Here is a 15,083-nt window from a genome sequence, read left to right as displayed (position 1 = left end):
CCACCGCCGGGCGTGACGCACCGTGGAGAAGCCCCTCCGCCCCGGTGCGCCACGCCCGTTCACCCACTTGGCCCACCCTGCCGCGATCTTCATCTCATATCTGAGATAGCGTGCAGGCATGGAAGACGACTACCTCGCACGCATCGGCAAGCTCATCCGTGACGCCCGTCAGCATCGGGGCTGGACACAGACCCAGCTCGCCGAGGCGCTCGCCACCAGTCAGAGCGCCGTCAATCGCATCGAGCGCGGCAACCAGAACATCAGCCTTGAGATGATCGCCCGCATCGGCGAAGCGCTCGACAGCGAGATCGTGTCCCTCGGCTACGCCGGACCCATGCACCTGCGGGTCGTCGGCGGCCGCCGCCTCTCCGGCGCGATCGACGTGAAGACCAGCAAGAACGCCTGTGTGGCGCTGCTCTGCGCCTCGCTCCTCAACAAGGGCCGCACCGTACTGCGCCGCGTCGCCCGCATCGAGGAGGTCTTCCGCCTGCTGGAGGTCCTCAACTCCGTCGGGGTGCGCACCCGCTGGATCAACGACGGGGTGGACCTGGAGATCGTGCCGCCCGCGCAGATCGACATGGAGGCGATCGACGCCGACGCCGCCCGTCGCACCCGCTCCATCATCATGTTCCTCGGCCCGCTGCTGCACCGCATGGACCAGTTCAAGCTCCCGTACGCGGGCGGCTGCGACCTGGGCACCCGCACCATCGAGCCGCACATGATCGCGCTCCGCAGGTTCGGCCTGGAGATCGCCGCGACCGAGGGGCTCTACCACGCCACCATCGACCACTCGGTCACCCCGGACCGCCCGATCGTGCTGACCGAGCGCGGCGACACCGTGACCGAGAACGCCCTCCTGGCCGCCGCCCGCCACGACGGCACCACCGTCATCCGCAACGCCTCCTCCAACTACATGGTCCAGGACCTCTGCTTCTTCCTGGAGGCGCTCGGCGTGCGGGTGGACGGCGTCGGCACCACCACCCTCACCGTGCACGGCGTGCCGCACATCGACGTGGACGTCGACTACTTCCCCTCCGAGGACCCGGTCGAGGCGATGAGCCTGCTGGCCGCCGCCGTCGTGACGGAGTCCGAGCTGACGATCCGCCGGGTCCCGATCGAGTTCCTGGAGATCGAGCTGGCGGTGCTGGAGGAGATGGGCGTCGACTGCGCCCGCACACCGGAGTACGCGGCCGACAACGGCCGCACCCGGCTCGTGGACCTGACCGTCCGCCCCTCCAAACTGGAGGCGCCGATCGACAAGATCCACCCGATGCCGTTCCCCGGCCTGAACATCGACAACGTCCCGTTCTTCGCGGCCATCGCGGCTTCGGCGCACGGCCAGACCCTCATCCACGACTGGGTCTACGACAACCGGGCGATCTACCTCACCGACCTCAACCGCCTCGGTGGCCGACTCCAACTCCTCGACCCGCACCGCGTCCTGGTCGAGGGCCCCACCCGCTGGCGGGCCGCCGAGATGATGTGCCCGCCGGCCCTGCGCCCCGCGGTCGTCGTCCTGCTGGCCATGATGGCCGCCGAGGGCACCTCGGTCCTGCGCAACGTCTACGTCATCAACCGCGGCTACGAGGACCTCGCGGAACGGCTGAACTCGGTGGGCGCGCAGATCGAGATCTTCCGGGACATCTGAAAGCCCGCAAAAATGGCCCCGTCACACCCCTTCTGACCTGCACAAATGCAAGTTGAGGCGGGGTGTGGCGGAGTCCCTGGGACTTTTCTGGGACTTTGGACCAGGAGCGACGACTTCCGTGCACCGCGATCTTCACGTGATGAGTCATCGAAAAGACGGCGCGGGGAGCGGGCCAGCAGGAACCGCTGGTCGGGGCATTCTTTCCGATCGGGGTGACACCTCGGGGCCCGGAGCGTCATGGCCGGACGGCACCGGGAAAGGGTCGACGTGGAGATGCGCTCCAGCGGCCCGGGTCCTGAGGTAGCGCTCGCTCCCCGTCGGCGCCCGAGCCGCGGAGCCCCGATCCCGTCCTTCTGGCCGCGCCGCCCAGGTCGCCCCGCGACTTCCGACAGCAGAAGCACCGGCGGCGACCGCCGAGGGTCCGTTGAACGGAACGGGAACGTCGTCCACCTGCTGCACGAGCCCCATCATGGCTGCCCCATTGCTCCAGCATCTCAGGAGACTCCGTGCGCGCTACTGTTCGAAGAGGGCTGGCCGGCTTGACAAGCCTGTTCGCCCTGCTGACGTTCATAGCGGCTGTCCCCGCGTCAGCCCTCCCACACTCCTTGACCATCTCCACCGACAGGGGAGCGGTGGCAGGGACGTCGGCCGAGGAAGTCGACCGCTTCCTCGGTATCCCGTACGCCGCGCCACCGGTCGGCCCTGGACGCTGGCAGCCTCCCGCTCCCGCCTCCTCCTGGACAGGCACCCGGCCTGCGATGACCAGCGGCCCCCGCTGCCTGCAGTTCGGCGGTGACGGCGGGCCGGGGATGAGTGAGGACTGCCTGTACCTGAACGTGTACACCCCGGCCCACCGGACAGCGCGGCCACTGCCGGTCATGTTCTGGATCCACGGCGGCGGCTTCTCCTTCGGTTCGGGCAACTCCGAGGACGGCTCGCAGATCGCCGAGGCCAACGACGTCGTGGTTGTCACGATCAACTACCGCCTCGGCGTGTTCGGATTCCTCGACCTGCCCGGGCTGAGCAGGCAGGGCGCGGGCAACTACGGTCTACTCGACCAGGAGGCGGCCCTGCGGTGGACGCAGCGCAATATCGGCGCCTTCGGCGGGGACGCAAGCCGCGTGACCATCGCTGGTGAATCCGCCGGTGGCCACTCCGTCTGCGCACTCCTCGCCTCGCCGCCGGCCCGGGGTCTCTTCTCGGGAGCGATCATCCAGAGCGGCGGCTGCCCCAGCCACACCACCGCCCAGGCAGTCGCCCGCGGCAACAAGTACGCCGCGGCAGCCGGCTGCTCGGCCTCCCCGGCCCCCCTCTCCTGCCTGCGGGCCAAGCCGGCCGGAGAACTGCTGTCCACCAGCGGTGGTTTCGTGGGCGGCGTCCTGAGCGGGCCGCTGCCCGTGTCCGGAGGGCCCGAGCTTCCCCTCCCGCCGAGCGAGGCCGTGCGCACCGGCCGAGCCGCGAACGTCCCCCTCCTCATCGGAAGCACGCGTGACGAAGTGCGCCCCTGGGCGCTGCCGTTCGCACACGCCACGAAGGCACAGTACGAGCAGGCGGTCCGCATCGAGTTCGGGGCCAAGGCCCCCGCCGTACTCGCGCACTACCCGTTCGACGCCTACGGTGACGCGTACACCGGGACGTACGCCTTCGCCGCGCTCTGGGGCGACAGCAGCGTCTTCTACGGGCTCGGCGGCTGCCAGTACCAGCATCTCGCGGGCCAGTTCGCCGGTCTGCAACCACGCACATACTTCTACGAGTTCGACGACCCGCACCCGCCCGTCCTCGGCACCCTGCCGCCGGGCTTCGACCCCGGGGCCTCGCATGCCAGCGAGATGCCGTACCTGCTGCCCTCGGCGGCCTCGAAGCTGCTGTCTCCCGGGCAGCAGCAGCTGTCGAGGGAGATGGTGCGCTACTGGGGCTCGTTCGTGAAGCACGGGAATCCCGCAGCTCCGGGACTCGCCGCCTGGCCTTCGTTGCGGGCCGGGAAGTACATGTCCCTGCTGCCGGGTGGCGCCAGCCGGGCACTGAAGACCGATGTCTTCGAGGCGCGTCGCCAGTGCGCCTTCTGGAATACCCTCGGCTACGACTGGCTTCCCGTCAACCCGGACCAACTTGCTGCGCAGGCCGGTGTTTCCCAGTCCTGAGACCGGCGGCGCCACGGGCCCGTCTCGCGGGCGGTACTTGAGGATCGTCGCAACACGTGGCCGTGCTGATCAGGCCGCGAGGAATTCAGGGCAGGCGCTCGGCTGGGTTTCCCAGCCGAGCGTTTTGCTTGGATGGCCGTCGAGTTCGGCGGGGACGGCGGTCAGTTGTGCACCTTCGTGGGTGGGGTGGACAGGTCGGAGGGCCTGGTAGTCGTCTCGGGGGCCGCGTGCATCTCCGGCCGGTCGGAAACCCGGGACCGCCGATCCTGGCAGATCTGCTCGGGGCCAGGTCTGCGGACATCGGCGCGGGCCTGGCGGCGCAAGACCGGCATCGGCCACTGGGTGGGTGCCGGTTGCGGCGGATATCGCGGCTGATGGTGGAGGGCTGCTGCCCAACTCCGCGGCGATTGCGCGGACGCCGGCCTTCTCCCGTAGCCGGGCGGCGATGGGGATGCGGCCGGCCTCACCCGGACAACGGGACAGACTCAACGAAGGCGGCGCCTCCGGATCTCGAAGTCCGTCGCACCCTTCATCTGAGATGTTGCGACGACCGCTGAAACCCGGGTGCGTGAGTGGGCGGGCCCATGAGCACGGGAAACCGGGGGATCCAGTCGGCGCCGAACGCTCGAGGCCCGGCCGGACTTCACCGGCCGGGCCCCGTGCTCGCCGCGAACCCTCCCGCTCGGGGAGAATTCAGTGTCCGGCGTTCCCCATCTGGAGCACGATCTTCCCGACCGCCGCACCCGTGCGCAGCCGCCCCACCGCCTCACCGAGGGCATCCATCGCGTAGCTCTCGTAGGGCAGCGACAAGGCGCCCGTCGACAGGTCGGGCAGCAGGCGCAACACGTCGGGGGCGACCTCTGCCCCGCGGGAGATCATGTTCACCGGCAGCAACGAGACGTCGGCGAGGAAGAAGTCCGCGAGGTCCAGCGTGAGCTCTCGGCCGGCCGTGTAGCCGAGGAGAGCGGCTCGGCCTCGCGGGCGGACCAGGGTGAGGGCGTGGCGCAGGATCGAGCCGCCGACCGTGTCGATCAGTACGTCGGCCTTGCCGCCCATCGCTTCCTCGGAGAGGTCCGAGGCGAGCAGTGCCTTGGCGACCCCCGGTACGTGCGGCAGCTTCGCGGGGCGCCCGACCGCGCCGATCACCTCCGCGCCGGCGCGCGCCGCGAGCTGCACGGCCATGGCGCCGACCGCGCCGGACGCGCCGGTGACCAGCACCCGCTCCCCCGGACGCACCTGGGCAATCGAGTGGACGGTCGCCCAGGCGGTGCCGACCGGCGAGAAGTAGATGCAGGCAAGGGCGGGATCGGTGCCCTCGGGCATGGGCTCCACGGCGGCGTCCGGAACGAGCGCGTGCTCGGACCAGGCGCCGTCGCGGCTGAGGCCCAGCCCTTCGCCGCGCAGCCGGACCAGGGCGCCCTCGGGGTGCGTGCCCGAGGCGACGACGTAGCCGCTGCCCTGGGTGCCGGGGACGAACGGCAACTGGGGCAGGATGCCGAACCGTCCGTCGAGGATGTTCAGGTCCAGATGGGCGACGGTGGCCGCTGCCACCCGGACCAGGGTGTGCCCGGGCTGCGGCTCCGGCACGGCCCGCTCCCGGAGCCGCGGCAGGGTGCCGAACTCCTCGAGGAACAGGGTGCGCGATGTGGTCGAGGACGTGCTCACGTGCTGAGTTCTCCGTTCTTCCCCCGTTGGTCGCTGCGCTTCCCCCGTTGGTCACCATGCCCCCTTTACACGTTAACTCCATACTTGCGCAGTACACGCATCGCGATCAGGCGCAGCACACGGTCGTAGACGAGGCCCAGGAGGCCGAGGGTGATGATGCCGACGAAGACCCAGTCGATGCGGCCGTAGTTGCGGGAGGTCCAGATCAGGGAGCCGAGGCCCACCTGGGCGGCGACGATCTCGGCGGAGACGATCGTCAGGAAGCTGTTGCCCATGGCCAGGCGGGCGCCCGTGAGGATGTACGGGACGGTGGACGGCAACACGATGCGCCGCAGGACCTGGCTGCGGCTCGCTCCGAGGCTGGCCGCCGCCCGCAGCTTGGACTCGTTGACGGCCATCACGCCCGCGCTGGTGTTGAGGGTGACGATGAAGACGGCCGTGTAGAAGATCAGGACCACCTTCGACGTCTCGCCGATGCCCAGCCACACCACGGCCAGGGTCACGAAGGCGACGGGCGGGATGAAGCGGAAGAACTCGATGTACGGCTCCAGGAACTGGCGGACGATCCTGATCTGGCCGATGAGCAGGCCGACCGGGGCGCCCACCACGACGCCGAGGCCCCAGCCGATCAGGATGCGTCGGCTGGAGGCGATGACCGAGTTGCCCAGGGTGCCGTCGGACGCCAGTTCACCGGCGGCCGACAGGGTCTCCCGCGGCGAGGCGACCAGGGAAGGGCCGTACTTCATGGCGACGAGTTGCCAGACACTCAGGCCGACGAGTACGGCGAGGGCGTACAGGCCGAGGATGCGCAGCCCTTGCCCGCCGCCCACCTCAGGGATGCGGCGCGGGCGTGTGCGGGGCGGGGCCGAAGCCTCGGTTGTGGTGATCGTCATGCGCCCGTCGCCTCTCGGTCGAGTCGGTCGTCGAGTCCTTGGTCGCGCATGGCCTTGCGGACCTCTTCTCCGATGTCCTCGCGCAACCGGTCGCGCAGGCGCCGGGCGACGGGGTCGGACTCGTCGCGGGGACGGGGCAGGTCGACCGTGTACAGGGACTTGATCGAGGCCGCCGGGCCCGCCGTCATGACGGCTACCCGGTCGGCGAGGAGGATCGCCTCGTCGATGTCGTGCGTGACGAAGACGACGGTGCAGCCGGACGCCCGCCAGATGCGGGCCGTCTCCTGTTGCAGCACCTGCCGGGTCTGCGCGTCGAGCGCGCCGAAGGGCTCGTCCATGAGGACGACGCCCGGTTCGTTGGCGAGGACCCGTGCGATCTGGACGCGCTGGCGCATGCCGCCGCTGAGCTGGCCGGGGTAGCGGTCCGCGCAGTGGCGCAGGCCGACCAGGCCGAGGAACTCGTCGGCCACCCGGTTCTGTTCTGTGCGGCTTCGACCGCGCATACGGGGCCCGAAGGTGACGTTCTGGTGCACCGTCATCCAGTCGAAGAGGGCCTCGCTGCTCTGGAAGACCATGCCGAGTTCCGGGTCGGGGCCGCTGACGGGGACGCCGTTCGCGGTGAGAGACCCCTCGCTGAGCTGGACGAAGCCGGCCATGGAAGACAGCAGCGTCGACTTGCCGCAGCCGCTCGGGCCGAGCAGGCAGAGGAACTCGCCGGCCGGAATGTCCAGATCGATGCCCTGGACGGCCCGGAAGTCACCGAAGGAGATGCCCGCTCCTTCGACGCGCAAGGCCGCGCCACGTCCGGCCGCCCCTTCACTGCGGGGGCCGGTCCTGGTTGTGGCTCCGACGCCGGTCGCCGGTGCCGTCTCTTTATCGATCCCCTTGGTCGCCTCGGTCATCGGGACACCTCTGTGTTGGCGGGAAGCCAGCCTCGTTGGACGGTGCGGGTCACGTCGGGGCGGGCCTTGAGTTTGCCGGTGTCCGAGTAGAAGCGGGCGGTGTCCTCATAGCCCTTCAGGTCCTCGGCCGTGAAGTCGCGGACGGCGAAGTCGATCTCCTTCACCGCGTTCACGGTCTGAGCGGTGGGGATCTTCGCGGCGTCCTGGGTGGCCTGTGCGGCGGCCTGTGGATCGCTCTCGGTCTTCCGGGCCGCTTCCGCGAGGGCCGCGGCCACCTGGGCGGCGACGTCCTTGTGGTCCTCGAGCCAGGAAGAGGTCGAGAGCAGCCAGTGCTGGTAGCTGAGGCCGTAGTCGCCCGTGGTCTCCTTGATTCGCAAGCCCAGTTCCGCTCCCTTGGCCGGCCACGGCTCCCACAGGACGTAAGCGTCCACATCGCCCTTCTTGGTGAGGGCCGGTATCTCGGCGGGGTCGGCCGTGACGAATTCGACCGAGCCCGGCTTGATGCCCTTCGATTCCAGGAAACGCGTGGCGGCCAGTTCGGACAGGCCCGGCACCACGGCCATCTTGTGAATCTCGGACGGTGACTTCACCTCGGGCGCCAGAACGACTTTGAGGTAACGCCCGGAGTCCTCGTACACGAGGAGTGAGCGCAGGTCCGGGTTCTGTCCGAGCAGCCCGATGGTGGTGGCGTCGGAGTTCCCCGCCATCTGGACCTGTCCGGCACTGAGGGCGTCGACGCCTTCCCCGCCTTTGGCGAACTGTACGAGGTCGACATCCACCCCGTGCTTGGCCCACAGACCCTCGGCACCGGCGACGAAGAACGGCGCGTACGAGGCGTCGACACCGACCGCGATGCGAAGGTGCTCACCCGCCCCGCCGGAGCCCGAACCGGCCCCCGCGTCGGTGGTGCCCGCGCCGCACGCGGTTGCCGCGAACAGTGCGGCGGTCAGGAGAGCGGAGCCGGTGATGCGCCCTGTCGGGCGGGTGTTCGGGTGAGACGCGGTCTTCATGGCCACCTCGGATCGGGACGCTTTTCGGCAGGTCATCGAGTTACTGGCTGGGGAGTTGGCGCACGCTACTGCCGGTCGGAGGGCAGGTGCATGCACGGAGGTCCGCTCAGCGGACCGGCCGGGGAATGATTCGTCTGAGCCGGTCATCCGGCATACCTGTCGTACCAACCGCGCAGAAGTACCGTGTCGAGTTCAGGAGCGCTTCTGACGAGGTGCTGCTCCAGGAGGAAGTCCACGATCCGGCGCGAGGACGCGACATCGGCCGTCGTCAGAGCCCGGGACTCGAACGAGATCTCGCCGAGCGCCTTCTCTGTTCCCGCGACCGGCAGCTGGGCCTGCTCGTGCGCTGCCAGGGCTGCCGCGTGCGGGTCCTTCGCCACCAGCCGGTCGGCCTCGGCGACCACCTTGAAGACCTTCCCGGCGAGTACCTGGTTGTCCTTCAGCCACTTGTCGTCCGCGAGAAGCCACTGCCTGTACGTCACGCCGAAGTCGCCGATGGAGCCGGCGATGTGTCCCCCCGCCTCGACGCCCTTGGTCACCCAGGGGTCGAAGAGGATGTAGCCGTCGATGTCGCCACGCTGGAGCATGGTGGGGATCTCCTGCGGCGCGCTCTGCTGGATCTTCACGGAGTCCGGGTCGATGCTGTGGTGCCGCAGGTACTCGTGCGTCGCGTACAGGCCGAGGCCCTGGATCGAGCCCATCCTCTTGATCTGGCGCGGCGAGGTGACGCCTTTGCGCAGCACGACCTTGAGGTAGCGGCCCGAGGACTGGAAGACGCCCAGGGCGCGCAGCCGCGGGTTGCTCACCATCTGCGGCAGCGCGGTGGAGTCGGCGTTGGCGGAGATCTGTGCGGAACCGGCCGTGACCGCCTGGGCGGCGGCGGGGCCGCCCTCCACCTTCATCAGTTGTACGTCGAGGCCGGCCTTTTTGAACATGCCACGCTCGGCGGCGAGATACAGCGGGGCGTACGAGGCATCGACGCCGAGGGCGATCCGGACGGTCTGGCTCCCGCCGCCCGCGGAACCCGCCGAGTCGGTGGTGCCGGCGCCGCAGGCAGTGGCGAGGAGGAGTGCGAGCAGGGCGGCAGCCGGGCGCCCTGCCGTGCGGTGGAGACGGAACATCGCAAACGACCTCCGGTCGGAGTGCTGTCGAGGTGGCGGAAACCTGGCACCCCGGAAGACCGACGGAAAGCGCGGTGTCCCACCTGGCGGACCGAGACGATTGAGACAGCATGTACCGCTTCGTACGCTCCACCGATCCCAGGCTCGAACGGCAAGGAGCACACATGCCCCGCAAGAGCACGACCGAGGGCGCGTCCACGACGCGACGCGTGGTCATCGCGTCCGTCGCCGGCAACATGATGGAGTGGTACGACTTCTTCCTCTACACCACCGCTGCCGCACTGGTCCTCGGCACGGTCTTCTTCCCCTCCGGTGGGCATCCGCTGCTCGGCACCATCGCGGCCCTGGCCGGCCATGCCGTGGGGTTCGCCGCCCGGCCCATCGGGGGTCTGGTCTTCGGACACATCGGTGACCGGCGGGGGCGCAAGGCCGCGCTGATGGGAACGCTCTCGCTGATGGGCGTCGCCACCTTCTGCATGGGGCTGCTGCCGTCGTACTCCACGGCGGGTCTGCTCTCCCCGCTGCTTCTGCTACTGCTACGGGTGCTCCAGGGAGCTGCGGCCGGTGGCGAGTGGGGCGGCGGCGTCCTCATCATCACCGAGAACGTCCCGGCCGAGCGCCGTGGGTTCCTCGCCTCGTTCAGCTCCTGCGGCATGGGCCTGGGCTTCGTCCTGTCGGCTCTGGCGCTGTGGCTCGCCCAGCAGGTGTCCGGGGACGGCTTCCTCGCCTGGGGATGGCGGCTCCCGTTCCTGGCCAGTGCGGTGATCTTCGTGGTGGGAATCTACATCCGCCGCAATCTCGGCGAGACCGACCACTTCGAGGCGGAGTCCACCGAAGCCGGGAGCGCGCCTCATTCGCCGCTGCGGGAAGTGCTGCATCGGCATCCGCGCCAGGTGCTGTTCGCGATGGCGCTGCGCTTCGCCGACAGCGGCGCCAGCTACATCTTCATGTCCTTCTCCCTCGTGTACGGGGCGTACGTGGGGATCTCCTCGACCGTGCTGCTGTGGGCCGGGATCGTCGGGATGCTGGTGGACTCGGCGATGATGGTCGTCTTCGGCCGGCTCTCCGACAGGGTGGGCAGGCGCCCCGTCTACCTGGGCGGGGCGATCGGCATGCTGCTGTGGGCGGCGCCGTTCTTCCTCCTCATGGACACGGGGAGGCCCGCCGCGGTGTGGGTGGCGTTCATCGTCGGCCACGTCGCCATCGCCGCGATGATCGGCGTCCAGCCCTCCTACTTCTCGGAGCTGTTCTCGACCAGCACCAGGTACTCCGGGATGGCGCTGGGCCACGAGCTGTCTTCGGCGATCGCCGGCGGTCTGTCGCCGTTGGTGGCGACGGCGCTGCTGGCCGCCACGGGGCACTTCCTGCCGGTCGCGCTGCTGACCATGGGAATGGCACTCGTCACACTGGTGGCGCTGGTCTTCTTCGCGCACATCCCGGACGACCCCGGGCAGCAACCCCCGCAGGGCGCCGACCGGCCCCGGAAGGAGAACGTCACCACGCCTGTTGCCTGATGTTCACATCCCCGCCCCTCTATGCAACATGGCGTTGCTGCACTTCAAATGGCCTGTACCGCCATGCGACAAAGTAAGGGGACGCTGATGGAATCGTACGCCGACGAGGACGTCCTGCTGCCGAATTCCGTCCTGGGCAAGGCTCAGCTGCTCCTCGCCGCGTTCGAGTCGGGGGCGGACCGGCTGCGGCTGAGCGAGCTGAGCCGCCGATCGGGCGTGCCCAAGGCGTCGGCGTACCGCCTCGCCCAGGAACTGGTGCGGTGGGGACTTCTCGACCGGCACGGTGACACCTACGAACTCGGCATCAGGCTCTTTCATCTCGGACAGCGCGTGCCCGCGTCCGCCGTGCTGCGCAGCGTGGCCCGCCCGCTGATGACCGACCTGTTCACCCGGACCCGTACGGCCGTGCACCTGGCGGTCCTCGACGGCACGCATGTGCTGTTCCTGGAGAAGATCGCCGGTGAGGCCAACGTGCTCACACACTCGTACGTCGGCGGCAGGCTGCCCGCCTCCTGCACGGCGACCGGTCAGCTGCTGCTCTCCCTGGCCCCGGACGGGCCCGAAAGGGTCGCGGCCATCGCCAGTGCCGGGTTCCCGGTGCTGGCCGCCCGCTCCGTGACGGACCCCGGGGTGCTGGCCCAGCGGCTGGCCAGGGCGGCACTCCAGGGATACGCGCTCGAGATCGAGGGGGTCAGAGCCGGGTACGCCAGTCTCGCCGTACCGGTGGCGCTGCCCGGGTCGCAGTACGCGGCGCTCTCGGTCACCGCGCCGGTGGCGCAGGTGTCGGCGGACCGGTACCTGGCGGCGGTCCAGGCCACGGCGGAGAGCATCGCGCGCGGTGTGGCGCAGAAGACGTCTTACGACACGGCTCACGCGGCGCGCGCACCGAAACCGAGCCCGACCGCCGTGCGGGTCGTCGCGAGCTGACGACGCGCGGCAGCGGTCCCAGTCCGGTCAGCAGAACGAGGTGGTGGCCCGCCTCTCCTCCCGCGGTGATCGTGAGGTGCCCGCAAAGGCTGCGGACATGTGAGGAGGAGCCGTGGTGCGAACAGAACCGGACCCGTCGCCGCTGCGCGTGCTCGATCTGACCGATGAACTCGCCTTCCAGGGTGCCCGGCTGCTCGTGGGGATCGGAACCCACGTCGTAAGGACCGAGTCGGGTGCGGATCTTGGTCCGGCGGCCCGCGCCCACTGGCACGCGGGCAAGCGCTGGACACCGGTACGCGACGCGGTGGAACTGGACGCGTTGGCGGCGGCTGCCGACATCGTTCTGGAGAGCGGACCCGTGGCACGGCTGCGGGGACTGCGACAGGACGGCTCCTCCCGCTGGCCGCACGCCGTGCACGTGGTCGTGACGCCCTTCGGGCTGACCGGGCCGCACCGCGACTGGACCGGCGACGACCTGGTTCTGGCCTCGGCCGGCGGCATGACCTGGCTCGGAGGGCGCCCTGACGGGCAGCCCAAGCCGCCGCCGCGGGAGCAGGCACTGCAGACCGCAGGCGCTCACGCCGCGATCGGGGCGCTCCTGGCCGTCGTGTCGGGCACCCCTCAGCTGGTTGACGTCTCCGTGCAGGAGGCCACCGCCGCCACGCTGGAGACCGGCGCGCTCGCGTGGATCCACGCCGGACGATTCCCCGTACGCAACGGAGGGGTGTACGAGCACGTCGCGCACCGGATCTTCGAGGCGGCGGACGGTTACGTGGCCGGGGGTTACTCGGGTAGCGACCGGATGTGGACCGACCTGCTGGCATGGATGGCCGAGGGAGGAGAGGCGGATGATCTGCTCGACGAGCACTGGCAGGACGCCGCGTTCCGATGGCGGCGGCGCGCTCACGTGGACGCTCTCGTGCAGCGGTTCGCGGCGCGGCGCCCGGCGGCCGCGCTGGCCGCCGAGGCGCGGGAGCGTGCCTTGCCGTGGGCGGAGGTGGCGCCGCCCGAGCGGCTGACCGCCAACCCGCAACTGCGCGATCGCGCGTCTCTGGTCACCATCACGGGCGCTGGGCTGCCGGACGGCGGCGTCGAGGACGTCGGGTTCCCGTGGGCGGCGCTGCCCCGGCCGGTCGCTCTGCCCGCGCTCCGGGAGGTCGCTCCGGGCGAAGCGCCATGGCCCACGACGCGGCCGGGGAAGGCGCGCGGACGTGACGGGCAGCCGCGGTCCAAGGCTCTGGAAGGGGTCAGGATCCTCGATCTGACCTGGGTGCTGGCCGGACCGTACGTGACCAAGCAGCTCGGTGAGCACGGTGCGGACATCGTCAAGATCGAATCGCGGCACCGTCAGGACCCCACGCGGTTCGCGCCGTCGATGCATCTGAGGCCGGGCTCGGACCCCGACGACAGTGGCTACTTCCTCAACTTCAACCGCAACAAGCGCGGTGTCGCCCTGAACCTGCGGACCGAGGAGGGCAGGCGGCTGCTGCGCGAACTGGTCCCGCACTGCGACGTCGTCGTGGAGAACTTCAGCCCCGGCGTGCTCGCCCGGTGGGGGATGGACTACGCCTCGCTGCGCGAACTGAACGCGGACGTCATCCTGGTGTCGATGGCCGGAGTCGGGCAGACCGGGCCCTGGCGCAACGCCGTGACGTTCGCCGACACGCTCGCCGCGATGTCCGGCCTTTCCAGTGAGACCCGCGATCCGGGCGGCCCGCCACAGGGCCTGACGTTCGGACTCGGCGACATGATCGCGGCCAATTCCGCGGTGCTCGCCACGCTCGACCTGCTGGCGCGGGGCGGCGGCGGGCACGTGGACCTGTCGCAGCTGGAGGCGATGGCCGCGACGATGGGTCCGGCGGCCCTGGAACCCGTCCTCGGCGCCGGTGCGACCGATCCCCGGACTGCCGCACACCCGAACCGTTCACCGTATGCCGTGCCCCATGGCGTGTATCCGGCGGCCGGGGACGACCGGTGGGTGGCGGTGTCGGTGACGGACGAAGCGCAGTGGCGCGCCTTGTCACGCCTCGTCGATCTCCCCTGTGCCGAGGGCGATGTGGAGGCCAGGCGGACGCACGAGGACGAGATCGACGCGGCCCTCGCCGCCTGGACGAGTGGGCAGGACGGCCACAAGCTGGCCGAACTGCTCCAGGCCGAGGGGGTGGCGGCGGCGGTCGTGGCAACCGGGCAGGACCTCGTCGAGGCCGACGAACAGCTCGCCGCTCGCGGCTTCTATCCCGTACTGGACCACCCCTTGGCCGGCCCGGTCCGGCACGAGGGGATCGTCGCGCGGCTTGCCGCGACGCCCGGTGCTCTCGACCGTCCCGCGCCTCTCCTCGGTGAGCACACGCACGAGGTGCTGCGCGAACTGCTGGGCCTGAACGACGAACAACTTGCGGCGTTGGCCGCCGAGGGAGTGACCGAATGAGCGAGGCCAGGATGTCCCAGGAGAAACCCTCCGTACTGCACGTGACGCGTGACGGCGCCGTCGCTACGATCCGCGTGGACCGGCCCAAGGCGAACGCCGTGAACCCGGCCATGATCGAGGAGTTCCTCACGGTCCTGCGGCCCCTCGCCGCCGACCCTGACGTGCGGTGCGTCGTCATCACCGGCACGGGCCGGTTCTTCATCGCGGGCGCCGACATCGCCGTGATGCGGGACCTCTCCGTGGCGAACCAGGCGAAGATGCGCCGCTGGATCGACGTGCAGCGGGTGATCGAGCAGGCACCCAAGCCGGTCGTGGCGGCGATGAACGGCCACGCGCTCGGCGGAGGGGCCGAGTTGGCACTCGCCTGCGATCTGCGGGTCCTGGCGTCGGAGGCCACGTTCGGCTTCCCGGAGATGCGGCTCGGGCTGTTCCCCGGGGCCGGCGGCAGTCAGCGCCTCCCCCGGTTGGTCGGCCCGCACGTGGCGAAGCGGCTGATGATCGAGGGGGAGGGTCTGAGACCGCAGCGGGCCTTGGAACTCGGGCTTGTCGATCTCGTCGTGGAGCAGGCCGAGTTCGACACGGTGGTGGCCGAACGGGCCCGTCGGCTCGCCGCGCAGCCCACGGCCGCCATCGGGCTGCTCAAACGGGTCGTCGACGAGGGGTTCGGGCTACCCGTCGAGCAGGCCCTGGAACGCGAGGAGAGAGGCGTCGCCGACCTGACCGGGACGGCCGACGCGGCGGAAGGGCTTCAGGCATTCCTCGACAAGCGGGCGCCGGTGTTCACCGGGCGGTGACGACAGGCCCGACGCGGGTGGTCCGGTGGCCGGACCACCC

Annotated in this window: 11 protein-coding genes; 6 read left to right on the top strand and 5 right to left on the bottom strand. The window is 70.2% G+C overall.

Features of this window, described 5'->3' with window-relative positions; all coding sequences use genetic code 11:
* Window positions 1-118: 118 nt before the first annotated feature.
* Window positions 119-1,648: a UDP-N-acetylglucosamine 1-carboxyvinyltransferase gene (locus Q0994_RS31125; protein ID WP_299541489.1), complete on the top strand. Its 1,530-nt coding sequence runs from the start codon at window positions 119-121 to the stop codon at window positions 1,646-1,648.
* 506 nt (window positions 1,649-2,154) lie between these two features.
* Window positions 2,155-3,789 (top strand): carboxylesterase/lipase family protein, encoded by a 1,635-nt coding sequence (locus Q0994_RS31120; protein WP_299541487.1) that lies wholly within the window; start codon window positions 2,155-2,157, stop codon window positions 3,787-3,789.
* A 693-nt stretch (window positions 3,790-4,482) separates the two neighbouring features.
* On the opposite strand, the gene Q0994_RS31115 is transcribed toward Q0994_RS31120, so the two are convergent.
* The 5 genes from Q0994_RS31115 to Q0994_RS31095 form a co-directional block, all read right to left on the bottom strand.
* Complete coding sequence (locus Q0994_RS31115) at window positions 4,483-5,454, bottom strand: zinc-binding alcohol dehydrogenase family protein (protein WP_299541485.1); 972 nt, start codon at window positions 5,452-5,454, stop codon at window positions 4,483-4,485.
* A 65-nt stretch (window positions 5,455-5,519) separates the two neighbouring features.
* On the bottom strand, window positions 5,520-6,347 hold the full coding sequence (locus Q0994_RS31110) for an ABC transporter permease (RefSeq protein ID WP_299541483.1): 828 nt from the start codon (window positions 6,345-6,347) through the stop codon (window positions 5,520-5,522).
* Window positions 6,344-7,249, bottom strand: coding sequence for an ABC transporter ATP-binding protein (locus tag Q0994_RS31105; RefSeq protein WP_299541481.1), 906 nt, complete (start codon window positions 7,247-7,249; stop codon window positions 6,344-6,346). The genes Q0994_RS31110 and Q0994_RS31105 overlap by 4 nt, the downstream gene beginning before the upstream one ends.
* Window positions 7,246-8,259, bottom strand: coding sequence for an ABC transporter substrate-binding protein (locus tag Q0994_RS31100; RefSeq protein WP_299541479.1), 1,014 nt, complete (start codon window positions 8,257-8,259; stop codon window positions 7,246-7,248). Before Q0994_RS31100 ends, Q0994_RS31105 begins: the two co-directional genes overlap by 4 nt.
* Before the next feature lie 143 nt (window positions 8,260-8,402).
* Window positions 8,403-9,380 carry an ABC transporter substrate-binding protein gene (locus tag Q0994_RS31095; RefSeq protein WP_299541477.1) on the bottom strand — a complete coding sequence of 326 codons (978 nt, stop codon included), beginning with the start codon at window positions 9,378-9,380 and terminating at the stop codon, window positions 8,403-8,405.
* 164 nt (window positions 9,381-9,544) lie between these two features.
* Between Q0994_RS31095 and Q0994_RS31090 the strand changes: the two genes are divergently transcribed.
* From Q0994_RS31090 to Q0994_RS31075, 4 genes are all read left to right on the top strand, one after another.
* Window positions 9,545-10,894: an MFS transporter gene (locus Q0994_RS31090; RefSeq protein ID WP_299541475.1), complete on the top strand. Its 1,350-nt coding sequence runs from the start codon at window positions 9,545-9,547 to the stop codon at window positions 10,892-10,894.
* A gap of 87 nt (window positions 10,895-10,981) precedes the next feature.
* Window positions 10,982-11,821, top strand: a complete 840-nt coding sequence (locus Q0994_RS31085; RefSeq protein WP_299541473.1) for an IclR family transcriptional regulator — start codon at window positions 10,982-10,984, stop codon at window positions 11,819-11,821.
* Window positions 11,822-11,933: 112 nt separating this feature from the next.
* Window positions 11,934-14,249: a CoA transferase gene (locus Q0994_RS31080; RefSeq protein WP_299541471.1), complete on the top strand. Its 2,316-nt coding sequence runs from the start codon at window positions 11,934-11,936 to the stop codon at window positions 14,247-14,249.
* On the top strand, window positions 14,246-15,043 hold the full coding sequence (locus tag Q0994_RS31075; protein ID WP_299541469.1) for an enoyl-CoA hydratase/isomerase family protein: 798 nt from the start codon (window positions 14,246-14,248) through the stop codon (window positions 15,041-15,043). Before Q0994_RS31080 ends, Q0994_RS31075 begins: the two co-directional genes overlap by 4 nt.
* The last annotated feature ends 40 nt before the right edge of the window (window positions 15,044-15,083 follow it).

The organism is uncultured Streptomyces sp., from assembly GCF_947488945.1.
In the GTDB taxonomy this organism is placed as follows: Bacteria; Actinomycetota; Actinomycetes; order Streptomycetales; family Streptomycetaceae; genus Streptomyces.
The sequence above is the reverse complement of the archived record's forward strand: the minus strand, read 5'-3'. Positions and strand labels throughout refer to the sequence as shown.